Origin of the sequence: Micromonospora pisi (genome assembly GCF_003633685.1) — a bacterium.
GTDB classification, from domain to species: Bacteria; Actinomycetota; Actinomycetes; order Mycobacteriales; family Micromonosporaceae; genus Micromonospora_G; species Micromonospora_G pisi.
Genome location: NZ_RBKT01000001.1, coordinates 3,065,878 through 3,090,225 on the forward strand (window position 1 = coordinate 3,065,878; position 24,348 = coordinate 3,090,225).

General features: G+C 72.2%; 18 protein-coding genes. 9 read left to right on the forward strand and 9 right to left on the reverse strand.

Annotated features, from left to right (window positions below; all coding sequences use genetic code 11):
- Positions 1-24 precede the first annotated feature (24 nt).
- From aroA to BDK92_RS12660, 4 genes are all read left to right on the forward strand, one after another.
- Positions 25-1,332, forward strand: a complete 1,308-nt coding sequence (gene aroA, locus BDK92_RS12645; protein ID WP_121156886.1) for a 3-phosphoshikimate 1-carboxyvinyltransferase — start codon at positions 25-27, stop codon at positions 1,330-1,332.
- 53 nt (positions 1,333-1,385) lie between these two features.
- Positions 1,386-2,471, forward strand: a complete 1,086-nt coding sequence (rsgA, locus tag BDK92_RS12650) for a ribosome small subunit-dependent GTPase A (protein WP_246017509.1) — start codon at positions 1,386-1,388, stop codon at positions 2,469-2,471.
- 152 nt (positions 2,472-2,623) lie between these two features.
- Complete coding sequence (gene hisN, locus BDK92_RS12655) at positions 2,624-3,418, forward strand: histidinol-phosphatase (RefSeq protein ID WP_121156888.1); 795 nt, start codon at positions 2,624-2,626, stop codon at positions 3,416-3,418.
- 124 nt (positions 3,419-3,542) lie between these two features.
- Complete coding sequence (locus tag BDK92_RS12660; RefSeq protein WP_425462301.1) at positions 3,543-4,451, forward strand: hypothetical protein; 909 nt, start codon at positions 3,543-3,545, stop codon at positions 4,449-4,451.
- Here the strand turns inward: BDK92_RS12660 and BDK92_RS12665 are convergent.
- Positions 4,406-5,605 (reverse strand): glycosyltransferase, encoded by a 1,200-nt coding sequence (locus BDK92_RS12665; RefSeq protein WP_121156889.1) that lies wholly within the window; start codon positions 5,603-5,605, stop codon positions 4,406-4,408. The genes BDK92_RS12660 and BDK92_RS12665 overlap by 46 nt on opposite strands.
- Positions 5,606-6,121: 516 nt before the next feature.
- Here BDK92_RS12665 and BDK92_RS12670 point away from each other — a divergent pair.
- The gene (locus BDK92_RS12670) at positions 6,122-6,718 is read left to right on the forward strand and encodes a DUF5709 domain-containing protein (RefSeq protein ID WP_121156890.1); all 597 of its coding nucleotides are present in this window, start codon (positions 6,122-6,124) and stop codon (positions 6,716-6,718) included.
- 7 nt (positions 6,719-6,725) lie between these two features.
- Here BDK92_RS12670 and BDK92_RS12675 read toward each other — a convergent pair whose 3' ends face one another.
- Complete coding sequence (locus BDK92_RS12675) at positions 6,726-7,388, reverse strand: response regulator (protein ID WP_121156891.1); 663 nt, start codon at positions 7,386-7,388, stop codon at positions 6,726-6,728.
- A gap of 32 nt (positions 7,389-7,420) precedes the next feature.
- Positions 7,421-8,569, reverse strand: a complete 1,149-nt coding sequence (gene macS, locus BDK92_RS12680) for a MacS family sensor histidine kinase (RefSeq protein ID WP_246016993.1) — start codon at positions 8,567-8,569, stop codon at positions 7,421-7,423.
- A gap of 162 nt (positions 8,570-8,731) precedes the next feature.
- Between macS and BDK92_RS12685 the strand changes: the two genes are divergently transcribed.
- Entirely contained in the window at positions 8,732-9,259 is a 528-nt protein-coding gene (locus tag BDK92_RS12685; protein WP_121156892.1) for an ATP-binding protein, read from the forward strand.
- Here BDK92_RS12685 and BDK92_RS12690 read toward each other — a convergent pair.
- The gene (locus tag BDK92_RS12690; protein WP_121156893.1) at positions 9,252-10,190 is read right to left on the reverse strand and encodes a ribose-phosphate diphosphokinase; all 939 of its coding nucleotides are present in this window, start codon (positions 10,188-10,190) and stop codon (positions 9,252-9,254) included. The two genes, BDK92_RS12685 and BDK92_RS12690, sit on opposite strands and share 8 nt — an antisense overlap.
- A gap of 100 nt (positions 10,191-10,290) precedes the next feature.
- On the opposite strand from BDK92_RS12690, the gene glpK reads away from it, so the two are divergent.
- Complete coding sequence (gene glpK, locus BDK92_RS12695; protein WP_121156894.1) at positions 10,291-11,778, forward strand: glycerol kinase GlpK; 1,488 nt, start codon at positions 10,291-10,293, stop codon at positions 11,776-11,778.
- Positions 11,779-11,901: 123 nt separating this feature from the next.
- Here glpK and BDK92_RS12700 read toward each other — a convergent pair whose 3' ends face one another.
- Both BDK92_RS12700 and BDK92_RS12705 read right to left on the reverse strand, forming a co-directional pair.
- Entirely contained in the window at positions 11,902-12,732 is an 831-nt protein-coding gene (locus BDK92_RS12700; protein WP_121156895.1) for a phosphoribosylaminoimidazolesuccinocarboxamide synthase, read from the reverse strand.
- Positions 12,733-12,891: 159 nt separating this feature from the next.
- Positions 12,892-14,712, reverse strand: a complete 1,821-nt coding sequence (locus BDK92_RS12705) for a right-handed parallel beta-helix repeat-containing protein (RefSeq protein ID WP_246016994.1) — start codon at positions 14,710-14,712, stop codon at positions 12,892-12,894.
- Positions 14,713-14,949: 237 nt separating this feature from the next.
- Here BDK92_RS12705 and BDK92_RS12710 point away from each other — a divergent pair, with 237 nt between their 5' ends.
- A complete protein-coding gene (locus BDK92_RS12710; protein WP_246016996.1) occupies positions 14,950-16,269 on the forward strand; it encodes an ABC transporter substrate-binding protein in 1,320 nt (439 codons plus the stop codon).
- A 30-nt stretch (positions 16,270-16,299) separates the two neighbouring features.
- Here BDK92_RS12710 and BDK92_RS12715 read toward each other — a convergent pair whose 3' ends face one another.
- From BDK92_RS12715 to BDK92_RS12725, 3 genes are all read right to left on the reverse strand, one after another.
- Entirely contained in the window at positions 16,300-16,548 is a 249-nt protein-coding gene (locus tag BDK92_RS12715; RefSeq protein WP_121156896.1) for a hypothetical protein, read from the reverse strand.
- Between the two features lie 69 nt (positions 16,549-16,617).
- Positions 16,618-17,643, reverse strand: a complete 1,026-nt coding sequence (locus BDK92_RS12720) for a DUF695 domain-containing protein (protein ID WP_121156897.1) — start codon at positions 17,641-17,643, stop codon at positions 16,618-16,620.
- Positions 17,644-17,814: 171 nt separating this feature from the next.
- Positions 17,815-21,984, reverse strand: coding sequence for a CHAT domain-containing protein (locus BDK92_RS12725; protein WP_170208560.1), 4,170 nt, complete (start codon positions 21,982-21,984; stop codon positions 17,815-17,817).
- 212 nt (positions 21,985-22,196) lie between these two features.
- Between BDK92_RS12725 and BDK92_RS12730 the strand changes: the two genes are divergently transcribed.
- Positions 22,197-24,329 (forward strand): LuxR family transcriptional regulator, encoded by a 2,133-nt coding sequence (locus tag BDK92_RS12730; protein WP_246016998.1) that lies wholly within the window; start codon positions 22,197-22,199, stop codon positions 24,327-24,329.
- Positions 24,330-24,348 lie beyond the last annotated feature (19 nt).

Here is a 24,348-nt window from a genome sequence, read left to right on the forward strand (position 1 = left end):
CACCGGGCGCGGCAGAATGTACGGGTGGCACATCTGACCGCGACCCGTCCCGCCCAGCCGTGGAGCGCCCCGACCGCCTCCGACCCGGTGACGGCATCCATCACCCTCCCCGGGTCCAAGTCGATGACCGCGCGGGCCCTCGTGCTCAGCGCGGTCGCGGACGGCTCGTCCACCCTCCGCCGACCGCTGCGGGCCCGCGACACCGAACTGATGGCCGCCGGGCTGCGCGCCCTCGGCACCCAGGTCTCGACCGTCGAAGAGGAACGCTGGCTGATCCGGCCCAACCCACTTCGCGGCCCGGCCCACATCGACGTCGGCCTGGCCGGCACGATCATGCGTTTCGCACCGGCGGTGGCCGGGCTGGCACACGGACCGGTCACCTTCGACGGCGACCCGGTCGCCCGCACCCGCCCGCTCGGGCCGCTACTCGGCGGACTGCGCGCGCTCGGCATGCGGATCGACGCCGGACCCGTCGGCAGCCTGCCACTGACCGTGCACGGCACCGGCGAGGTTGCCGGCGGCGAAGTCAAGATCGACGCCTCCGCCTCCAGCCAGTTCGTCTCCGGACTGCTGCTCGCCGCACCCCGGTTCACCCACGGCGTCACGGTCCGCCACGTCGGTCCCCCGGTGCCCTCCGCGCCCCACCTGCGGATGACCGTGCAGATGCTGCGCGCCGCCGGCGCCGCCGTCGACGACACCACGCCGGATGTCTGGGTGGTCGAACCGGGCCGGCTCTCCGGGCGCGGTTGGGACATCGAACCGGACCTCTCCGGCGCCGTCCCGTTCTTCGCCGCAGCCCTGGTGACCGGTGGTTCGGTGACCCTGACCGACTGGCCGCACAACAGCCTGCAACCGGTCGACACGCTCCGTACGCTGCTGCTCCGGATGGGGGGCGAGGTCACCCTGGACACCGACGGGCTGACCGTACGCGGCACCGGGGTGGTCAAGGGCCTGGACGCGGACCTCTCCGACGTGAGCGAACTGACCCCGGTGCTGGCCGCGCTCGCGACCGTGGCCGACGGCCCGTCCCGGCTGTACGGCGTGGCGCACATCCGGGGTCACGAGACCGACCGGCTGGCCGCACTCGCCCACGAGCTCACCACGCTCGGCGCCCAGGTGATCGAGTCCCCGGACGGCCTGGAGATCCACCCACGTCCACTGCACGGTGGGACCTTCCGGACCTACGCCGACCACCGGATGGCGCACGCCGCGGCCGTGATCGGCCTCACCGTCCCGGGGATCGAACTGGACGACGTGGGGTGTACCTCGAAAACCCTGCCGGAGTTCCCGGCACTATGGTCAGCGATGGTGGCGGGCGGCAGCGAACGGTAGCGGCCCGCCGGACCGGTCCGCGGCACGGTCGCGGCGCAACCGAGGGAGTCGAGCTGGCCGGCAAGCGGCGGGAGTACGACGAGGAGGACGTCCGGATCCGACCGGGGCGTTCGTCACGGCCGCGTACCCGTACCCGGCCCCGGCACGAGGACGCCGTTCCCGCCTTTGTGGTCTCCGTCGCCCGTGGCCGCTACATCTGCGTACTGATCGACCTGGACCGGGACGAGGGGCCGGGCGTACCCGAGGGCGGGACCGACGCGCCGGCGCTGGTGACCGCGATGCGGGCCCGTGAACTGGGGCGCAAGTCGGTGGTGGTCGGGGACCGGGTCTTCCTGGTCGGCGACACCACCGGCCGGGACGGGGCACTGGCGCGGATCGTCCGGATCGACGAACGTCGCTCGGTGCTGCGACGTACCGCCGACGACGACGAGACCACCGCCGAGGGCCGGCTGGAGCGGGTGGTGGTCGCCAATGCCGACCAGCTCGTCATCGTCAGCTCGCTGGCCGATCCACCGCCACGTACCGGTTTCATCGACCGCTGCCTGGTGGCGGCGTACGACGCCAACATCTCACCGCTGCTCTGCCTGACCAAGTCGGACCTGGCCAGCCCGGCCGAGGTGCTCGACTACTACGCCGAACTGGATCTGCGGTACGTGCTGCTCCGCCCGGACGCCGACCTGGCCGAGCTGCGCCAACTGCTCGGCGACCGGATCTCGGTCATGGTCGGCCACTCCGGCGTGGGAAAGTCGACGCTGGTCAACCGGCTGGTGCCGGCGGCCGCGCGGGCGGTCGGCACGGTCAGCGCGATCGGCCGGGGCCGGCACACCTCGACCAGTGCGGTGGCGCTGCACCTGCCACCGCTGTCGGCCGACGGGCCGGATCGCGGCGGTGCCGCCGGCTGGATCATCGACACCCCCGGCATCCGGAGCTTCGGACTCGCCCACGTCTCCGCCAACAGCTTGCTGCACGGCTTCTCCGACCTGGTCGAGGGGACCGTCGACTGCCCGCCCAACTGTGAGCACACCGCCGCCGAGGCCGAGTGCGCGCTGCCCGCCTGGGTGGCCGCCGGGCACGCGGACCAGCGGCGGCTGGCGTCGTACCGCCGGCTGCTCGCCTCCCGGGCCGGCGAGACCGAATAACCACGAGGGGCCGGACGCCCGGCGGGAACCGGGAGCCGGCGGCACCCGCACGGTCGTGCAGGACCGGGGCACGCGGGACCGGGGTGGCCGGCGCCACGCGGAGGGGCGGTCCCAGATCGCGTCGGACCCGGATGTCGGCTACCTTTCCGGCCATGGCCCGGTATGCGGATGATCTGTCCCTCGCCCACGTGCTCGCCGACACCGCGGACTCGATTTCGACGGCCCGGTTCCGAGCACAGGACCTGCATGTCGAGTCGAAGCCCGACCTGACCCCGGTGACCGACGCGGACCAGGCGGTCGAGCGGGCCATCCGGGCCACGCTGGCCCGTACCCGTCCCCGCGACGGCGTGCTCGGCGAGGAGTACGGCACCACCACGCCGGCCGCCGGAAGCGGCACCCGGCAGTGGGTGATAGACCCGATCGACGGCACGAAGAACTTCGTCCGGGGAGTGCCGATCTGGGCCACGCTGATCGCCCTGATGGAGGGGGACCAGCCGGTCGTCGGACTGGTCTCCGCACCCGCGCTCGGTCGACGTTGGTGGGCCGCGACCGGGCACGGCGCGTACGCCGGGCGGCACACCGCCGCCGCGACCCCGATCAACGTCTCCGGGGTACGTCGGCTCGCCGACGCCAGCGTCTGCTACTCGTCGCTCGACGGCTGGACGGAGAACGGGCGGCTGCCGGCAATGCTCGACCTGCTCCAGGGCGGCTGGCGCAGCCGGGCGTACGGCGACTTCTACGGCTACATGCTGGTGGCCGAGGGGGCGGTCGACGTCATGGTGGAACCGGAGCTCTCGCTCTGGGACCTGGCGGCACTGATCCCCATCGTCACCGAGGCCGGCGGAACCTTCACCGACCTCGCCGGCCGACCCGACCCGGCCGGGGGCAGCGCCGTGGCCAGCAACGGGCTCCTCCACGAGGACCTGTTGCGCCGGCTCAACCCGTAACGGGACCCACCTTCACCAGGGCATTTGTTCCGCCGCGGGAGCCGACCGACCGCCTCCTGCGGGCCGCACCGGCAACCTCTATCCTCGCCGGATGGTCTCTGCGGGCTGGTACTTCCTTGCGGCGATGATCGCCGCGTACGGTGTCGCCAACCTGCTCCAGTCGGTGGCCGCGGCTCGGACCACACTGCACCACACCTTCGATCCCGGGCTGCTGTTGCGCCTGGCCTGCCAGCGCACCTACCTACTCGGGTTGGGCTGCCAGATGCTCGGGTTCGCGCTCGCCTTCCTGGCCCGCCGGGACCTGCCGCTGTACCTCGTCCAGGCCGCGGTGGCCGCCGGTCTGGGGGTCACCGCGCTCCTCGGCGTACTGCTGCTCCGTTGGCGGCTTCCGGTCACCGAGGTGGTCCTGCTGGTGCTCCTCCTCGGCGGCATCGCCGCCCTGGTGCTGGCCGCCCGACCGGCCCAGTCCCGGCCGCTCGGCCCGGCCGCCGTGGTCACGCTGGCCGCCGTGCTCGGTGTGGTCGGGGCGCTGGGTTTCTTCGCGGTACGCCTGCGCGGGGTGCCGGGGTCGGTGGCGCTGGGCGCCCTGGCCGGGCTGGCCTTCGCCGCGGCGGCGGTCGCCGCCCGGCCGCTGGCATCGGCCGAGTCGTTCGGGGACTTCGTCCGCGACCCGTTGCTCTACCTGCTGGTCGCCCACTCGATCGTCGGTCAGCTCCTGCTCGGCCTGGCGATGCAGCGGGGGTCGACCACCGCCGCGGTGGCGGCGATGGACGCGGCGGGCGCGTTGCCGGCCGCCGTGGTCGGGCTGCTGCTGCTCGACGACCGGGTCTGGCCGGGGCGCGAGTGGCTGGCCGCCCTCGGCTTCCTGGTCACCCTGCTCTCCGTCTGCGCCCTCACCCGCTACGCCGAACCCCAGCCCCGACGGAAAGGAAGGGCCCCCTCCTATCGTTTTCTGTACCGGAAGGGCCCCTTGCTCACGCCGGTCGCCTACACCTCCGCGTCGGGGCGGCGCAGGCGCACCACCCGTTCGTAGACCCGCTCCAACGCGCCCCCGGTCCGTTCCCAGGTGTAGCTGCACCGCACCCGGTCCACCGCCGCGTGCCCGTACGCGAACCGCCGGGCGTCGTCGCTGAGCAGCCGGCGCAGGGTCACCCCGAGCGCGCGTACGTCCCCGGCCGGGACCAGCCGTCCGGTCACCTCGTCCACCACAGTGTCGGCGATCCCCCCGAGCGCATAGCCGACCACCGGCACCCCGCACGCCATCGCCTCCAACGGGATCCGTCCGGCGGCCGCGTAGCGCGGGGTGCAGGCGACCACGTCCGCGGAGCGGTACCAGGCCGGCATCTGCTCGTGCGGTACGTCGCCGACCAGGCGTACCTGCTCGCCGACCCCGGTCTGTGCGGCGAGTTCACGCAGCCGGCGGGCCTCGCCGTACTGGTCCACCTGGTCGGCGGGGGGACCGCCGAGGATGACCAGTTCGGCGTCCCCGATCAGCCGGAGCGCCCGGATCAGGTCCTCCTGTCCGTGTCCCGGCGCCAGTCCCCCGACGGAGAGGATCCGGGACCGTCGTTCGCGCGGCTCGGCGTCGCCGTCCGGGGTGAACCGGTCGATGTCCACGCCGGCCGGGACCACCGTCACCGCGGCCCGGTCCAGCCCCATCCGGGTCAGCTCGTTCACCTCGTCGGTCGACTGGGCCACCGCGAGGTCGACCGCCCGGGTGAGTGCCCGCTCCAGCGGGATCCGCTCACCCGGTCCGGTGTACTCCCGGCCGAGGTGGCGTAGTTGCTCGACACCGAGCGAGTGGAAGGTCTGCACGACCGGAATGTCGGTTTCCCGTACCGCGCTCGCGGCGGCGAGCCCGCCGATCCAGAAGTGGCCGTGCACCACGTCGGGCGCCCATTCGCCGGACCAGTGTTCGATCAGCCAGCGCCCGAACTCGGGCACGTACGGCACCAGGCTGGCGGTCGGTGCACGGGTCGACGGACCGACCGGCACCCGCTCCAGCCGGTAGCCGTCGGTCTCGGTGGTGTCCGGCAGTTCCGGGTCCTCCCGGCGCTCGTAGACCCGTACGTCATGGCCCCTGCCGCTGAGTTCGGCGGCCACCCGCGCCACATGCTGCTGGGTGCCGGTCGTCGTACTGGACGGACCGGGGGGACCAGCGTGTGCGCGGACCAGGCCGACGCGCATCGGGCTACCTCCATCAGGGTGGCGGGGGCCAGCGGCAGGCTGGCCGGGCTGGTCTCCGGTGGCGGCACGACACCCCTGGTGGCCGGGCCAACGGGCTTCCGATCAGAGTCTCCCGTTAACCGGGCTCCGCGGAGCCGAAACCTCCCAACTCGGGTCGGGGGCGGGCCGCTGGCGGGACCGCGCGGCCGGACGTACCGGACGATCGGCGGGGACGTACCCCGAACAGCGCGGCGTCGCCGGGGCGGAGCGGTGCGCGCGGTCCGGCCCTGACCGGCACGAAGGGCGCGTTCCGGCCCGCGCCGGGCAGGGCGCGCCAAGGGGTACGACGAACAGCCACCGCCGGAGCGCGGTGCTCGCCGACCGGTTTCCGGTCCACTGTGGAACAGAAGATCGGCCGGATAGGGCGATCCGGGGCACGAACCGCCCTGCTCCCGGTCAGAGCGGATGGAACGGCCAGCCGGACACCGGACGGCAGCCGGCGGTTACGCGGAGACCTCAACGGGTAGTTCCGTCGGTATGCGCGATGACGACTACCCGGTACCCCTCGCCGACCCGGAGGCCGAGGGCCTGCCCGACACCGCCGACGACGACTCGACCGCCTGGGACGACGTCGCCACCGGCCGGGAGGCCGACGGTCGCGAACCGGCCGCGCTCCCGGCGGACCGGCCCCAGGCGGTGGACCGCTTCGGCAACACCGCCCAGGAACAGCTCGACGGTGAGTCGGTGGACTACAAGATCGCGCGCGAGCAGCCCGAGACGCCCATCGACGACCCGCTGGCCGGGCCGGTCGATCCGGCGATCGCGGCCGAGGCGGACAGCGAGGAGGCCGCCGCCCAGGCCCAGTTCGACGCGGATGTGATCGACCCCGGCCCGACCTCCGATCCGGCGTCGGCGGTGTCGATCTACGACCACGGCAACCTGGGCGGCCCGACCGGTCAGACCGTGGGGCGGCTGGTGGAACAGGACCAGGGTGCCCGGGACGACGTGGAGACCGACGCGGTTGCCGCCGACGCGGGTTCGGCCGGTGGCGGCCCGACGGCCGAGGAACTCGCCATCCACGAGACCGAGCCGCCCGGCGACCGGCAGCCCGGCCTGACCCAGCCCCCGCCCTGAGTACGGGTCAGTCGTCCAGGCCCTGCTCGATGGCGTAACGGGTGAGTTCGACCCGGTTGTGCAGTTGCAGCTTGCCCAGCGTGTTCTGTACGTGGTTCTGCACCGTACGGTGCGACAGACCGAACCGCTCGGCGATCTGCTTGTACGACAGCCCCTTGGCGACGAGCCGGAGCACCTCTGTCTCCCGCTCGGTGAGTCGGGGGGTGCCCTCCTCCTCGGCCGGCTCGGGTGCGGCGGCGAGCCGGCGGTACTCGCCGAGCACCAGCCCGGCCAGCCCGGGGGTGAAGACGGCGTCGCCGGCGGCGGTACGCCGGACGGCCTCCAGGAACTCGGCCGGGGCGGCCGACTTGATCAGGTAACCGGTGGCACCGGCCTTGACCGCGTCGAGCACGCTCTGCTGTTCACCGCTTGCCGAGAGCATCAGCACCCGGATACCCGGCACCCGGCCGATCAGGCCGTCGATTACCTCGACGCCGGAGATGTCGGGCAACTGGAGGTCGAGTACGACCACGTCGGGTCGGGTCGCGGCGGCGATCCGGATCGCCTGGCGCCCCTCGCCGGTGGTCGCCACGACGGCGTAGCCCGCCTCGGTCAGGTCCCGGGCCACCCCCTCACGCCACATCGGATGGTCGTCCACCACCATCACCCGGATCGGGGTGCCCACGCTCATCCGCCCACCTTAGAGCGGGCGGCAAGGCCCTCTCACCCTCGCTGGGCCGGCACCCGCAGCTCGACCTCGGTGCCCTGCCCCGGGGCGGTGACGATCCGTACGCTGCCGCCCAGCTCGGCGACCCGGCCCCGGATCGACTGGGCCACCCCCAGCCGCCCCTGCTCCTCCGCCTCCGCCAACCGGCCCGCCGGCATCCCCGGCCCGTCGTCCCGGATCGACACCGTCACCACGCCGGCCTCCTCCTCGACCAGCACCCAGGCCCGGCCACCACCGTGCCGTACGGCGTTGTCCAGGGCCTCGCCCACCGCCGCACCGACCTCACGGGCGACGTGGCCGGGAAGCCGTACCGGGGTGGCCGGCACCGCGATCGAGACCGCCGCCGAGGCGTGACCGCCGAGCACCGTACGCAGGTCCGTCTCCGCCCCGTCCGGGTCGGTGGCACCACGGGTCGGCCCCCTGGTGGCGATCAGTGCCCGCAGCGCCGCCTCCTGTTCACCGGCGAGCCGGGCCAGCTCACCGGCCTCCCCGTCCAGGTGCGCGCCACGCCGCTGGACCAGGGCGAGCACCTGGAGCACCGAGTCGTGGATCCCCCGGGCCAGCCGTTCCCGTTCCCGGGTCGCCGCCTCCAGCTCCGTGGCGCGTTGCAGGCGCTCCTGGGCGATCGTGGCGAGCCGGGCCACGTGCCCGACCGCGATCCCGGCCAGCAGCATCAGGATCACCCCGTTCACGGTGGCCTGGATGAGCTGGTCCCGCATCAGCAGGTCGGTGCCGCCGAGGATGAGTGCCGCGATCGCACCTCGCCGCCGTCCGCCGGTGACCGCCCAGGCGAGCACCGGGCCGCCCTGCCAGGCGACCGCGAGCGTGGGCACACCCGAGGCCAACGCGGCCTGCCCCGCCACCCCGACACTCGCCAGGAGGGTCGCCATGACCACCAGCAGGTCGGCGACGAGCAGCGGCCAGCGCCGGCGGGCCGGCCGGGCGTACGTGTAGCTGGCGAAGGCGGTCCAGACGGTCATCGACACCAGCACCGGCACCGCCGCCACCGGGTGGGCGTACTCGTCCAGGTTCAGCCCCACCAGCACGACGACGTACGCCAGGGACGCGAACCGGAAGACCGCGATGGCCCGCCAGAGTGGTGTCTGGAACCCTCCGGACGGCTGCGCGATCGACCTCTCCGACACCGACCGACCATGCCACACCGGGGCGGCCGGCGGCTGTCCCCCGCTCCGGCGACAACCGACCCGCGCCGACCCGCGCCGGCCCGGGACGTACGGGGGACGACCGGTAACCCGACGTAAGGTGGAAAAGCCATAAAGCAACTGACGATCGATGGCGAGCCGACCATGACCAGCAGCACACCCCGCACGCCGCGTCCCGTGCTGCCCGTCGAGCCCTCCCCGTCGGTCGGCGGAACCGCCCCGCTGCTCGCCGAGACATTCCACCGGGAACAGGTCTCCGCACTCCGGCACTCGGTCGCCGCCCACGCCGAGGCATCCGGACTGGCCGGCCAACGCCTCGACGATTTTGTACTGGTCGTGAACGAGCTGATCACCAACGCCGTCCTGCACGGCGGCGGTCAGGGACGCCTTCGGCTCTGGCCGACGACCGGGGCGGTCTGCTGCGAGGTCTCCGACCACGGCACCGGCATCGGCGCCGACCGGTTGGCGGACCGCCGTCGCCCCGCGCCGGAGAGCGCGGGCGGATGGGGACTCTGGCTGGCCCGCCGACTCAGCGACGAGATGGCGGTGGAGACCGGTCCCGCCGGCACCACCGTACGGATCATCGCCCGTCTCACCGGCGACCACCCGCCGCCGCCCGACCGACCTCGGCCGGGCGACCTCGGCGGCGAGCGCCCACCACCGGTCAGCTGAAGAGCGCGCTGACCGACTCGCCGTTGTGAATCCGGCGCATCGCCTCGGCCAGCGCCGGCGCCACCGAGAGCACCCGCAGCTTCGGCATCCGCTTCGCCACCGGGATCGGCACCGTGTTGGTGCAGACGATCTCCAGTACGCCGTCCTGCTGGCTGAGCCGCTCCAGCGCGTCGCTGGAGAAGAGGCCATGGGTGCAGGCGAGGCGGATCGACCGTACCTTCAGCTCCCTCAGGTGGTCCATCAGTTCGATCATCGTGCTGCCCTTGGCGATCTCGTCGTCCAGCACGATCACGTCCCGATCCACCACATCACCGATCACCGCGCTGATCTGCACCCGGTCGTCACTGAACCGCTGCTTCGCCCCGGCGGCGACCGGCGTGCCGAGCATCCGGGCGAAGGCCGCCGCCTCCTTGGCGTTGCCCAGGTCGGGCGAGACAACCACGGTCTCGGTCAGGTCGTACCGCTTGAAATGGTCGGCGAGTTCACGCAACGCGTGCAGGTGGTCGACCGGCACGCTGAAGAATCCGTGCACCTGCGGGGAGTGCAGGGTCAGGGCCAGCACCCGGTCGGCGCCGGCCGAAACCAGCAGGTCGGCGACGAGCCGGGCGCCGATGCTGATCCGTGGCGCGTCCTTCTTGTCCGACCGGGCGTAGGCGTAGTGCGGCAGGACCACGGTGATCCGGCCGGCCGACGCACCCCGGGCCGCGTCGAGCATCAGCAGCAACTCGACCAGGTTCTCCTGGACCGGAGGGACCAGTGGCTGGATCAGGAAGACGTCACGCTCCCGGCAGTTCGCCTGGAGCTGCACCTCCAGGCAGTCGTTGGCGAACCGGGAGACCCGGACCGGGTGCAGGGGGACACCGAGATGGGCACAGATCTCGGCGGCCAGCTCAGGATGGGCACTTCCGCTGAAGACGGCGATGTCACGCACGCTCGCATCCTAGGTTTCCGCCGGCGTCACCGGGTGTTCGCCGAGCCGCGACGACCGGCGGCGGCAGCACGGACCGGGCGTTTACCGGTACGGTGCGGCGGTGACCGAGCAGTACGTCGCCGCCATCGATCAGGGCACCACCTCCTCCCGGTGCATGGTCTTCGACGCCACCGGCACCCCCGTCTCCGTGGCGCAGCGCGAACATCGACAACACTTTCCGCAGCCCGGCTGGGTCGAACACGACGCCGAGGAGATCTGGGCGAACGTGCAGTGGGTGATCCGGGAGGCGCTGGACGGCGCCGGGATCGGCCCCGAGCGGCTCGCCGCGATCGGCATCACGAACCAGCGGGAGACCACCCTGGTCTGGGACCGGCACACCGGCAGCCCGGTCGCCAACGCCATCGTCTGGCAGGACACCCGTACCGGGCCGCTGCTGCGGCAGCTCGACGAGACGTACGGCGAGGAGCGGATCAGGGCCCGTACCGGTTTGCCGCTGGCGACGTACTTCGCCGGACCGAAGCTGATGTGGCTGCTGGCCGAGGTCGACGGGTTACGTGAGCGGGCGGTACACGGTGACGTCCTCTTCGGCACGATGGAGAGCTGGCTGATCTGGAAACTGACCGGTGCGCACGTCACCGACGTGACCAACGCCAGTCGCACCCTGCTGATGGACCTGCGCACCCTGGCCTGGGATCCGGAGCTCGTCGACCTGATGGGGATTCCCCCGGCGATGCTGCCGGAGATCCGCGCGAGCGCCGAGGTCTACGGTACGGCGACCGGACCGCTCGCCGGGGTGCCGGTGGCGAGCGCGCTCGGCGACCAGCAGGCAGCGCTCTTCGGTCAGACCTGCTTCGCCCCGGGCGAGGCGAAGTGCACCTACGGCACCGGCAGCTTCCTCCTGCTCAACACGGGTACCGAGCCGGTGGTCTCCGGGCACGGACTGCTCACCACGGTCGGCTACCGGATCGGCGCCGAGCCGGCGACGTACGCGCTGGAGGGGGCGATCGCGGTCACCGGGTCGCTGGTGCAGTGGCTACGGGACAACCTGGGGCTGATCTCCACCGCGCCCGAGATCGAGGAGCTGGCCCGCAGCGTCGAGGACAACGGCGGCTGTTACGTCGTACCGGCCTTCTCCGGCCTGTTCGCGCCGCACTGGCGGGCGGACGCGCGCGGGGTGATCGTCGGCCTCACCGGTTACATCACCCGGGGGCACCTGGCCCGTGCGGTGCTGGAGGCGTCCGCCTGGCAGACCCGGGAGGTGGTGGACGCGATGAACGCCGACTCGGCGGTGCCGCTCACCCGACTCCGGGTCGACGGCGGCATGACCACCAACGAGCTGCTGATGCGGTTCCTAGCCGACGTACTGGACGTACCGGTGGTCCGGCCGGCGGTGACCGAGACGACCTGTCTGGGTGCCGCGTACGCGGCCGGCCTGGCCGTCGGCTTCTGGCCGGACCTGGAGACGCTTCGGGGCCACTGGCGGCAGGACGCGCGGTGGGAGCCGGCGATGGACCCGGATCACCGGAACCGCGAGCTCCGCAACTGGCGCAAAGCCGTCGACCGCACCCTCAACTGGGTCGAGGACTAACCCCCACCCCCACCCCTCCTCCGTCGTCGATCTAGGGCTAATCCGCCTTGTTGGAGATCAACAAGCGCGCATTCGCCCTAGATCGACGCGGTGGTTCGGGTGCTACGGGGAGCTTGGGGTTGGTTACCAGGTGCGGCCGGTGAGCCGTTCGTAGACGTCGACGTAGCGGGCGCGGGTCGCCTCGACGACCTCCGCCGGCACCTCGGGCGCGGGCTCCTGCTTGTCCCAGCCGGTGCTGACCGCCCAGTCCCGGACGAACTGCTTGCCGAGGGAGAACTGCCCCCGACCCGGCTGGTACGACTCCGCCGGCCAGAAGCGCGACGAGTCGGAGGTGAGCACCTCGTCGGCGAGGACCAGGGTGCCGTCGGGCGCCCAGCCGAACTCGAGCTTGGTGTCGGCCACCAGGATGCCCCGCTCGGCGGCCAGCTCGGCGCCCCGGCAGTAGACGTCGATGGTGATCTGCCGCAATCGCTCGGCGGTCTCCGCGCCCACCTTGTCGACCACGTCGGCGAAGGTGATGAACTCGTCGTGCTCGCCGAGCGGCGCCTTCGTCGTCGGGGTGAAGATCGGCTCGGGCAGGATCGACGCCTCCACCAGGCCACGGGGCAGTTCGATGCCGGAGACCGTGCCGGTGCGCTCGTACTCCTTGAGGCCCAAGCCGGTCAGGTAGCCCCGGGCGATGCACTCGACCTGCACCATCTCCAGCCGCTGGACCCGGATCGCCCGGCCGGCGAACTCCGCCGGTACGTCGGTGGCGGAGATGACGTGGTTCGGCACGATGTCGGCGAGCTGCTCGAACCACCAGAGCGAGAGCGCGGTGAGCAGCTTGCCCTTGTCCGGAATCGGCGTCGGCAGGACCGCGTCGTAGACCGACACCCGATCGGAGGCGACCAGGATCAGATCGTCGCCGTCCGCGTAGACGTCCCGGACCTTGCCGGAGTGCAGAAGTTCCACGGGGCAAGTACATCACGACGGGATGTCCGGCCGGTGCGCCCGTCGCCCCGGTGTGACGCGCCCGGCGCCCCAGGACGGCCGAGACCGCCCGGAACAGGACACGGCCTTCGCCGGTGGCAGGCGGGGCCGCCCGGGACGGCGGCCCCACGTCGTCGCGGGTCAGATCCGGGCGCCGACCTCGATTCCGCCCAACGGGCGCAGGAAGGACGACGACGGAATCGTCCCGGCTGCCGTACGCGGGCCGGTGATCACGCTCCGATCGGTGCTGACCAGTGAGGCGTCGGTCCAGGTACCGCCCAGGTCCCAGGAGTTGCCGGCGCCGGTCGAGGCTCCCATCGTCACCGCCTGCGCGTTGCTCACCGAAAGGTTGCCGGTCAGCGTGGACCGGGAGTCGGCGACATCGAAGCCGGTCCCCCCGTTGTCCCAGGCGGTGTTCCGGTCGAGCCGCATGGCACCGGGGTTGGCGTTGTCGATGAACCCGCCCTGGGCGTTGTCGAAGGCGATGCTGTTGCGGACCTCGTGCCCGGCCGGCAGGTCCTCGTCGCCGCCGCCGAGCTTGAACCCGTTGCCGTCACCGGCGAAGTTCGGGAAACCCCAGCGGTTGACGCCGTTGCCCCAGGCCACCGAGTCCTCGATCAGGATCGGGGAGAGGAACTCCCAGGCGTCGAAGCCGTCGTCGACGTTGTTCCACAGCCGGGCACCCCGGATCACGTTGCCGGTGCCCGAGCCCTCCTTGATCGCCAGCCCGTCCGCGCTCTCCCCGTTCTTGCGCGGGTCACGGTTGCCGTAGCTGTCCAGGTTGAGCACCTGGTTGTTGCTGGCCTCACCCTGGATCTGCAGGCCGGTCTCGTAGTTGTCCCGGGTGACCAGCCGGTCGAAGATGTTGCCGTGGCAGGTACGGCAGTAGACGCCGTACGGCCCGTTGGCGATTTCCAGGCCGACCAGCCGCCAGTACGACGCCGCCATGTGGATCGCGCCGCGCTCCGCGTTGGGGATGCTGCCGTCGAGCGGGGCCGGGGTGTGCGGCATCTGCTCGCCGTCGATCAGGACGGGCTCGTTGCCGTACCGGGTGAGGGTGATCGGGGCGGCGGCGGTTCCGCTGTGCGTGATCCGGATGTTGCTGGTCGGCGCGTAGCTGCCGCCCCGGATCGCGATGGTGTCGCCGGGTTGGGCCAGGTCCACCGCCCGCTGGATGGTCCGTAGTGGATGGTCGAGGGTGCCGGCCGAGGTGTCGTCGCCGAAGGTGGCGACGACCAGGAGGTCGGTCGGCGGCGCGGTGGTCGGCGGCAGGGTCGGCGTGGGTTGGCCGGTCGGGCTGGGTGAGCCGGTCGCGGTCGGTGTCGGGTTCGGCGCCCCGGCCTGTACGTCCACGTCGTCGAAGGAGGCCGTGGCCCGGTACGTCTGCAATCCGATCCGCCCGTTGCCGGCCTGGCTGGCGCCCTCTCCCACCGGTGTCCCGTCGACCCGACCCCGTACCGTCGCACCGTCGGCGGTGATGGTGAGGGTGGCCCAGGCACCCGTCGGTACGGCCACCCGCACCGAGCCGAGCACGGTGACGGTGCCGCCCCGGACGGCCTGCAGTTCGGCCCGGTCGGCGAAGAGCGCCAGCCGGTCGAAGCTGGTCGCACCGGTGGAGCGGGCGGCGACCGCGACGAATCCGCTGGCCGTGCCGTAGCTCACCGGCTTGACCCGGGCCTGGATCTGGTAGCCGGTCCAGTTTGTCGAGCCGCCGAAGACCCGGGACAGTTCCGCTCCGCTGTTGCCCTGACGCAAAGCCCGGGTGCCGTCGGTCACCACCGTCCAGGTGCCACCCGATTTGGACCACCCGTTGGCGTTGCCGTCCTCGAAGTCGTCGCCGAAGAGCGCGGCGGCGGAGGCGGTCGCGGTGACCCCGACCAGCGCGGTCAGCACGGCTGCGAGCAGGGCGACGACGATGACCTGGGGCCGTCGGGTCGGGCTCGGTCGCTGGAGCGCCATCATGGAGTGTCCTTCCGGTACGCGAACCACGAGCGGGAGTACGGACACGAGCGGGAGTCTCGAAGGAAAGCGCTTTCCCCCTCCGGGACGTTACGGATGACTTTTACGTGTGTCAATGGCTCGGCCCCCGCACCGCTCCCCGGTCAGGTGATCTCGACCGGACGGCCGTTGACACCCACCGGGCATTCCTGTGTAAATGTTCCCGGTCCAACCCCATGACCGGCGCCGACAGGAGATGCTGTGCCCGCTGTTTCCCGCATCCCCGGGCGCCGGGTGTCCCGACTGTGGACCGCCGCGGCTCTGGCCATGGTGACGCTGTTGACCAGCTCCCTCACTGCCTGCGGCGGCACCAGGGACACCCCGACCGACGAGGCGATCCGCCTCTCCGTCTTCTGGTGGGGCGGGGAGAAACGCGCCGAACTGACCGAACGGGCCCTGCAGCTCTACTCCTCCCGGCACCCCGAAGTGACCTTCCAGGTCACCTGGCAGGGCAACACCGGCTACTACGAGCGCCTCTCCAACCAGGCCGCCGGCGGCAACGCCCCCGACCTGTTCCAGATCGACGACAACTACCTCACCGAGTACGCCGAGCGGGACATCGTCCTCGACCTCAGCGACTACGTAAGCACCGGCCGGATCGACCTGACCACCCTGCCGCCCAGCCTCGCCCAGTACGGCCAGCTCAACGGCCGCACCATGGGCGTCGCCGCCGCCGAGAACACTCCCGGCCTGATCTACAACCGGAGCCTGCTGAAGCGGCTCGACCTGCCGGAGCCCTATGTCGGGATGCCGTACGACGAGTTCGTCGACTGGGCGGCCGAGGTGACCGAGAGCACCAACGGCAAGATCGCCGGCACCATGGACCCCTCCGCCGACTACAAGGCGCTGTGGCTGTGGCTGCGGGCACAGGGCAAGGAGCTCTACCGGGGACGGCAGCTCGGCTTCACCGAGGCCGACCTCACCCGCTGGTTCGACCTGTGGCGGGACGCCCGTACCGCCGAGGCCACCCCGTCGGCGAAGGTCGTCGCCCAGGCGAACAGCGGTGACGTGACCCGCCAACTCGTCGCCACCGGCAAGGCCGCCACCAGCTTCATGTGGTCCAACCAGCTCCCCGAGCTCCAGAAGCTGACCAAGGACGAACTGGCGGTGGTCAGCTACCCCGGCGCGCCCAAGGCCCAGTGGGCGCGGGCCTCGATGTACTGGGCCGCCTTCCGGGGGACCCGCCACCCCGAGGTCGTCGCCGACGTGATCAACTTCCTGGTCAACGACGTGGAGGCCGGACAGATCCTCGGCACCGAGCGCGGGCTGAGCGCCAACCTGAGCGTCCGCTCGTACGTCGCGGACTCGCTCACGGACGAGAGCATGAAACGCTCGGCGTCCTTCGAGACCTCGATGGTCGACCGGTTCGGGGCCGCCCCGACGCCGCCGCCCCGGGGCCACGCCAAGGTCCGGGCCCTGCTGATCACGGTGGCGGAGAGCGCGCAGGCCGGCAGGGCCACCTCCAAGCAGGCGGCGACCGAGTTCGTCAGCCAGGCGAACGCCGCGCTGGCCGGCGGCTGAGCCGACGCCGACCAGCGCGTGCCCGCTCGGTCACCGACGACCGGAGCGGCGACGGAGCAGCACCACCAGCAACACCACGATCGCCGCCACCGCCACCGCGCAGCAGACCAGTCCGAAGACCCCGAAACCGGCGCCGCCACGACGCCGGACCCGGGTCGCCTCCAGCACGATCTGGCCGGTGCCGGAAGAGGCCCAGGCCGACACCGGTACGAGTACGGCCAGGGTCGCCATGCTGACGACGGCGCCCAGCCTTGCCCACCACTTTCCAAGAGAAGCCATGTCTACATCCTCTGTCCTGCGCGCAACCCGTACGCGCCGCTCGGTCGAATCGGACGCCACCACCCACGGCTACGGGCGCAGGTCCCGTACCGCACGCCAGGCCGGGTCGTAGCGGGAACCCACCCGTACCCGGCCCTGGTCCCACCCACGCACCGCGTCCCGTACCGGCTCGACCACCGAGGCCCCCGCCTCGGCGTACAGGTGGAAGGTCCGGCGCCCGGCGGAGGTCTCGTGCGCGACCAGCGTCGCTTCCCCGGCCGCTGCGGTGATCCGCTCCTCCAGCCGGTCCAGAGCCAGGCCCGCCGCCCCGGTCGGCAGCCCGGTCCCCGGCTCCGCCCGGTACGGCACCACCACCGCCAGGTGGGTGTCGAGCTGCGGCCAGCGGACCGGTTTGAGCGGCTGCCGGATCGCGGCGAGCTGTGGTTGTCCCCCGACCGGGGCACGTTCGAGCGACAGCCAGTTCGTGTCCCGTAGTCGCCGGGCCAACTGGGCCACCACCGCGACCAGTGTCTCGCCCGGCTCGGCCCGGGGAGGCAGCGTCGCGCTCGTCTCGACCACGCCCACCCAGAGTTCGACCGCAACCTCGCCGAGCAGCCAGTCCAGGGCCAGGAACGCCACCCGGAGCCGATCGGGTTCACCGAGTTGGACGAAGTCCGGGTGGTGGACGACCACGTCCACCTCGTACCGGTCGGCGTCGATCCGGCAGGCGAACCGCAGCTCGGGCAGCTTGATCTCATGACCGGCGACGGTCAACGCGGCAGACAGTGAACTCGGGTCAGGCTGCCGGGTCGAGTGGTACTCCCAGGTTCCGTCCGAGGCCGGCGCGGCCCGGCACCAGCGCTCGGCGACCGCCCGCAGCCGGGGCGTCCCGGCGGCCGAGACCACCAGCGAATACCCCGCTCGGGAGCCCTGGGCGAACTCCCACTCCAATTCCTTGTCAATCGCCTTCACCCGGCGGCTGACCTCGGTGACGAGGTCGTCGGACCAGGCGCTGTCAGCGATCGCCACCTCGACCCGGTGACGGGCCCCCGACCACCACCGCCAGAATTCCGCGATCGCCCGATCGGTATTCCTGTGCTGGTTCGAGAACAGCATGGCAACGGAGCGTACGACCGATCAGCACACATGTTGATCGGCCGATCAGTCGGACTCGCCGATATCCGTCGATCGCGCAGGCCGGTGACCCGGCGGCCGCAACTGGTCCTGATCACCGCGGCCGCCTGCGCCCACAACTGGCCTGAACGGATTCGTTACCGGATTCCGCGCTCAGCCGAGCTTCGTCTGATATAGCGCCAACCGGTTCCGCGACTCCTCGGTCGGCGTCTCGGCGTGCAGCTTCTCGACAATCGCGAGGGCCCGCTGCCACTGCCTACGGGCTCGTGCCGGGTCGCCGGCCGCCTGCGCCAACTCGGCCAGGCGGTCGTGCACGCCGGCCTGCGCCAGTCGCGCCCCGAGGTCCCCGGGGTCGAGCGCGACCCGCCGTCGCCACGTCGCCAGCGCCTGGTCGAAGAGCGTACGGGCGAGTGCCGGCTCACCGGCGTCGCTCACCCAGCCGCCCAGGCGCTCACCCGCCCGTGCCAGGTCACGGTGGAACGCGCCGTTGTCCGGGAAGCGGTGCACCAGAGTCTGCGCGATCTCCAGCGACCGTTCGAGATTTCCGCGTACCTCCTGCGGCTCTCCGTTCGCGATGGAGTAGTCGGCCATCCGGCGGAAGGCCGTAGCGAGGTCGCGTTGCCCGTCGATGCTGTCGGGGTCGGCGTCGGCGAGTCGTTCGGCCAACGTGACCGCGCCCACGAAATGCTGCCGGGCGCAGGCGAGGTCCCCGGCGCCGAGATCCATGTCGCCGAGTTGCCAGTAGGAGATGAGCAGCTCGCGCTGGTAGGCGATGCTGCCGGGGTTCGCCTCGGCCAGCCGGTTCACGATCGAGGCCGCCTCCATGATGAGTTCCCGGGCCTGCTCGGACTCGGCGCCGGCGGATCCGATGAGATCGGCCAGAGCGCTCACCGCATCGAGCAGATTCGCCAGCAGGTTCTCGTTCTCCGGGTGGGCCTCCACCAGCGGACGCCAGATGGCCAGCGCCTGCTCGACCAGTTGCCGGGCCTGCGCCGCGTCGTCGCCGGCACGGCACACGGCGGCGAGCGTGACGAGGCCGACGCCCAGGTCGTCGTGGAGTACCGGGTTGTCGGGGTCGGCGTCGACCAGTCGCTGGCGGATCCGCAGCGACTGGTCCGCCGCCTCGCGCGCCGGCCCGATCTCAGCACAGTCGAGTGCCAGTTGAGCGATCTTCTGATAGCTCGTGCCCAGGTTGCGCTGGTACTGGGCGTCTTCCGGGTCAACTTCGCACAAATGAGCGTCGATGCCGAGTGCCTGCTCGTAGTGGTCGCGCGCCTCGGCCATCCGGCCCAGATGGCGCAGCAGCCGCCCCTGGCTGTCCAGGGCGGAACTGAGTTCGATCAGCGCCTCCGGGTCCTGCGGCTCGTTCTCGACCAGGCCGGCGGTCAGGGCGACCACCTCTTCCCCCTTGGCCGCCGCCGCGGCGGTGCTGCCGGTGGCTTCCAGCGCGTCCCGTTCCCGGCGGACCAGTTCGAGGTACGCGACGTGGTCGGTCGGGAAGCCCGGGGTCACCTCGCCGAGGAAGGCCGCGACCGTCAACTCCCCGTCCAGACTCGGCAGCAGTTTCTCGGCGAACATGGCCAGCTCGTCAAACCGGTCGGCGGCCCTGAGGTGGTAGACGGCCTCGGTGAGGTCCTCGAACCCGGCCCGGTTGGCCGCCACGATCCGGTGGCACATCAGGGCGGCCCGGCGGTGCCGGTCGAGGCGCCGCTCGCCCTGGAGGTCCACCAGGGCCTCCCTGACCCAGGACTCCACGAGCACCCCGTCGTCCCTGGAGGTGACCAACGTGAAACCGAGCAGCCGCCCGATGTGCGCGGCCATGGCGGCCCGGTCCTCATCGGAGGGCTCCCGCTCGTGGACGGCGAACGCGAGGTCGTCACCGATCAGGGGTACGCGCGACACCGCGGCCTGGAGCAGCGCCTCGCGTTCGGCCGGGGTCAACAGGTCGAGCAGTTCGCCGAGGAGCATGTCCCGGGCGCCGAGCGCGATCGCCTGTCGGGTCGCCTCGGCCGCGTCGGGAGCCTTCGCCGCCGACCGGGCGAGTTCCACCCGCTCCTGTTCGGCGAGCCGGCGCAGACGCTCGGTCACCTCGGGCAGCCGCGCCGTACCGGCCTTGCCGCGCAGCAGGGCGTCGACGAACTCGAGCAACCGGGGGTGCCCACCGACGGCCTGCACCACCGTGTCACGGTCGGCGGAGGAGAGTTCCCGCAGTGCCGGCAGGCGCAACAGCAGCCGGCCCAGTTCGGCGTCACTCAACCTCGGCACCTCGACGCGGAGCAGCGGCACCGGGCGCGGTATCGGATAGCGACTGGTCACCAGGATCTTGCCGCGCTCCGCCGCGTGGCACAGTTCGCCGAAGACCTCCGCGAATCCCGGATCGAGGAAGTCGTCGCCGCCGACGGTGAGGTTCTGCTCGAAGTCGTCGAAGACGATCAGCAGGCGCTGGTTCCGCAACGCCTCGGTGATCGCCGTCAGCGCGAGTGACTGGTCCTGGTGGTCGCCGACACCCGCCCCGGCCCCGGTGGCGGCGATGTCCTCGATGAGCTGGGGCGGGTTCCACGAACCGCCGTGCACGACGATCGACCACGGGTCCTCGATGTCGTCCCGCAACCGGTCGATCGCCCGACCGACCAGGGCGGTCTTGCCGATGCCACCGACCCCGGTCAGCACCACTCCGTTGACCAACTCGGACTGCCCGCTCGGGGCAACCTCGTCACGAAGGGTCCGCAACACGACCCGCAGCTCCCCGCGCCGACCGACCAGCTCACCGAGGGCCAGCTCCCGTACGCCGACACCGGTGGGTAGCTCGGTCGGGTTGGACAGCGGCTCGGGCCGCGCCACGGCGTCCCAGAGCGGGCCGTCCCCGGTGGCGAACAGGGTCGGCACCGCGTACTCCGGGCGGCTGGACGATTCGGCCCGTACCGCCTCCTCGTACATCTCCGACCGCGCCTCGGCCAACGCCACCGCGACGGAGGTGTTCTCCTCGGCCAGCGTCCGGTAGACGCTCGTGATCAAGCTGGTCGCGTAGCGGTCGGTCACCGTGGTCTGCATCGCGATCACCCGGATGGCGCCGTGCCGCAGCAGGGTCGCCGCGAGGCCCGCGTCGGCGTCGGCCGCGCCACCACAGCTGGAGAGCACGATCAGCGGGACCGGCCGGCCGCCGCGCCGCAGCGCGCGTACCAGATCCTCGGCCTGGACCTCGACCGCGTTACCGTCCCGGTCCTCCAGTTCCACCCCGTACGGCGACCCGTGCGCCGACAGGTGCAGCACGTGGTACGCGTCGCGCCGCAGCGCGTCGGCGATCTCCTGCGGGCCGGCCACCTCGAGGATCGTCACCTCGGCCCGGCCGAGCCCACCGACCACGCTGACGATGGCCTGCATCTCGGCCTCGATGTCCAGTGCCGGGCTCGCGGTGTGTTCGGGGGCGCCCACCGCGACCAGGATCTTCAACGGTCCGGGGGTCGGCGGGTGTACCCGATCCGGCAGGCCGGCCATGGTCCGGGTGAAACGCACGCCCTCGACGGCGGCCAGCACCCGCTGGTCGGTGAGCCGGATCATCTCGAACGGCAGTTCGTGGGCCGGGCCGTCGGCGGTGACCACGACGTCGATGACCGTGCCCTCGGTGGCCTCCGCGACGAGCGTGGTGAGCTGGTCGAGGGAGTCGGCGTCGAACAGCGCCGCCGACAGCCGCTGCCCCAGACGGGCCAGCCGCGCGTCGGCGTCCGGCAGATCCAGCAGCGACCAGACCTCGTCCCGACCGAACGGCAGCGGTTCGTCCCGTTCGCAGAGCAGTGTTCCGGCGAGCGTCGCGGTGCTGCGGACCCGGCTCTGCGCCACGCTCACCTCCAGGCACAGCTCGTGCCGGGGAGTGGAATCCACCGTCCCGCACCGCCGGTGGAGTTCCGCGACCAGGGCGGCGACTCCGCGCCTGCTCAGCGTGCGGAGCCGGTGCCGGGTGCCGGTGTGGCCGGACAGGATGGCCGGCAGGTCACGTACAGTGCCGCCGGGCAGCACCACCGGCAGCACCACGGCGGCCTTCTCCGCGTCGTCGAGCATGTCCCCGATCGCTCGGGCGGCCCGCCACAGATCCGGGTCGGCGTCGGCCGGGTCGGCGGCGGCCGCGACCTCACGGTAGAGCGGCGAGCCGATGAGTACGACCAGATCCGGGCCGTCCAGTTCCAGACCGGCCAACTCGGCCGGCGTGGGCAACTCGACGTCCAGACCCCCGGCCCGCAGGAGGATCCAGAGGTCCCGCACGGCGTCGACGTGCACCGCGTCGTCGGGGGCGTACGAGATCAGAATTCGGCCGGCTCCGCTTGTCATGCGCAACATGATGGCAGGACTGTCGATCTTGGATGATCTCGGTGCGGCGGCACCGAAAGAGGCCGAACCCGAACGGATTAGCCAGATAACCGGCGCCACCGGCAGGGCCCTGTATAGCCTCGCGGTGTCGACCCGAATTCGATTCACCTTCACCCAGCCATCGCCTTCGTCTCCGTCGACCAGGCCCACCGGCTGCCACGGAGGGAAGTCTCGTGCCCGAATGGCGACTGTTGAACCGGCCATCAGCGACCCGGCTCCGACCACCGACCCGCAGGACCAGGGCACGGACGGCCCGCACGGCGGCCGACGGCCCCGCCTCCGCCGGCACCGGTCCGCTGGCCGGGCTCACCAGCGTGCAGCGGTCGATCCTGCGCGCGCTGGCGTTCAGCGCGACGCCGGGCGAGCTCTGGTTCGTCGAACGGATGGTGCGGCGGTCCGGGCCCGCACTTGAGGCGAACATCGAGATGCTCATCGCGTACGACCTGCTGCACGACTCCGATGGCGGGCTGCGCCTGCGCTCGCCCGCCGTACGGCGGGCGGTGCTCCGGGCCACCCCGCCATCGCTGCGGGGCGCGATACACGTACGGGCGGCGGCGGTGCTGGCCCACCCGTCGCCGACGCTCGCCGCCGGTCACCTGTTACGGGCGCTGGTCGAAACGACCGGGCCGGAGCACCCCGGCACCGGTACGGGACGCCTCGACCTCGCCCTGGTGAGCCGGCTCGCGGTCGATCCGGCGGTGGACCCCTCCGTCGCCGCTGACCTGCTGCTCGCCGTCCATGTCCGGTACGGCCCCACGCTCGCTCCGGAGCACCACCGGAGCCTGCTGCCGGCGCTCGTCGACCATCTGATGCTGGCCGGGCGAGCCGAACAGGCTATGGCGGTGCTGACCGAGGAGATCGCGGCCGACCGGGACGGCCCAGAGCAACGCGCGATCCTGCTCGGTCGCCTGGGCGCCTGGCACGCCACCGGGCGTCCCTCCCTCGCCCTGGCGTACCTGCACCGGGCGCTGGCCCAGGAACGGACCCAGCCGATCCACCGGGCGTGGCTGCTGACCACCCTGGCGGCGATCGTCGCCCCGCTCGGTCAGCCGGCCGTGGCGGAACTGCTCGGCGAGGCGGAACAGGCCGAACGGGAGACACCGGCGCCCGGCGGCGCGGTACGCCTGGCGCTCGCGCGGTCCGGGGTCGCGCTGGGCCGGGGCGACCTGCGGGCCGCCCGACGGCTGTTGGGGCAGGCCGACCCGCACGCGCCGGACTCCCGAGGCCCGGCGGCCCTGCTCCGGGTCGACCGGATCGCGACGCAGCTCGCGTTCGGCGAGTTCGACCACGCGCGCATCTCGCTCGCCGCCGCCACCGCCGAGATCGACCGGCTCGGCGCGGTGGTCGAGCCGATGCTGACCGCGCTCGACTGCCTGCTCCGGCTCAGCGTGGGAGAGCTGCCGGAGGCCGAGGCGCGGGCCGGGCTCGCGCTCCATCCGCGCGCCGAGCGCCGACTGCCCGACGAGGTACGCCTGGAGCTGCTCTCGGTGCTGGTCGAGGTACTGATCCGCCGGGGCCGACCGGACCGGGCGCGATCCCTGCTCGACGCGGAGCGGCCGGTCAGCGGGTGGCCGGACCGGATGCAGTGGATCCGGCTCGGCTGCGCGGCGGCGATGGACCCTGAGCCGGTACGCCACCTCGAACTGCTCTGCTCCTCCGCCGAGGCACTCGACCACTCGCTCACTCAACTGGTCCGGCTGCCGCACCGGGGAACCGTGCTGGTGCGGGCCTTGCTCCGGGCCGGCGAGCCCGCGCTGGCGCGTACCGTCGCCGGGCATCTGGGCACCGTTGCCGAGCAGGTCGACAACCCGCTCTGGTGGGGCATCGCCGGGCACGCCACCGGGCTGGTGGAGGGGGATCCCGCGACGGTACGCGAGGCGGTGGCGCGGCTGCGTACCACCACCGCCCGACCGGCGCTCGCCGACGCGTTGCTCGACCTGGCCCGGTCACCCGAGGTGCCCCCGGCCGAGGCCGCCGCCGCGGCGCAGGAGTCCGCCGCGCTCTACGGCCGGATCGGCGCCACCGGCGACCAGGGGCTCGCCCAACGGCACCAACGGGTCCTCGACGGGCAGTCTTCCCGATCCGCCCGGCCCCGGACCGGTCTCGACTCGCTGACCGGCGGCGAGGTACGGGTGGCAGCGCTGCTGGCCGGCGGGGCGACCAAACGGGAGGCGGCGGCCCAGCTCTTCGTCTCGTTCCACACGGTCGACAGTCACCTGCGGGCGATCTACGCCAAGCTCGGCATCCGCAGCCGGCTGGAACTGGCCCGGATCTGGGACGACGAATCCGCTGATCCGCCGGCCTGAACGGCGACCCGCCGGCCGG

Bases quoted from the DNA above. Each gene is read 5' to 3' on its own strand.
- BDK92_RS12720 (WP_121156897.1), bottom strand. From the start codon at position 17,643: ATGCTGTTCTCGAACCAGCACAGGAATACCGATCGGGCGATCGCGGAA.
- BDK92_RS12725 (WP_170208560.1), bottom strand. From the start codon at position 21,984: ATGACAAGCGGAGCCGGCCGAATTCTGATCTCGTACGCCCCCGACGAC.
- BDK92_RS12670 (WP_121156890.1), top strand. From the start codon at position 6,122: ATGCGCGATGACGACTACCCGGTACCCCTCGCCGACCCGGAGGCCGAG.
- BDK92_RS12675 (WP_121156891.1), bottom strand. From the start codon at position 7,388: ATGAGCGTGGGCACCCCGATCCGGGTGATGGTGGTGGACGACCATCCG.
- hisN (WP_121156888.1), top strand. From the start codon at position 2,624: ATGGCCCGGTATGCGGATGATCTGTCCCTCGCCCACGTGCTCGCCGAC.
- BDK92_RS12660 (WP_425462301.1), top strand. From the start codon at position 3,543: ATGATCGCCGCGTACGGTGTCGCCAACCTGCTCCAGTCGGTGGCCGCG.
- BDK92_RS12715 (WP_121156896.1), bottom strand. From the start codon at position 16,548: ATGGCTTCTCTTGGAAAGTGGTGGGCAAGGCTGGGCGCCGTCGTCAGC.
- BDK92_RS12705 (WP_246016994.1), bottom strand. From the start codon at position 14,712: ATGATGGCGCTCCAGCGACCGAGCCCGACCCGACGGCCCCAGGTCATC.
- BDK92_RS12665 (WP_121156889.1), bottom strand. From the start codon at position 5,605: ATGCGCGTCGGCCTGGTCCGCGCACACGCTGGTCCCCCCGGTCCGTCC.
- BDK92_RS12685 (WP_121156892.1), top strand. From the start codon at position 8,732: ATGACCAGCAGCACACCCCGCACGCCGCGTCCCGTGCTGCCCGTCGAG.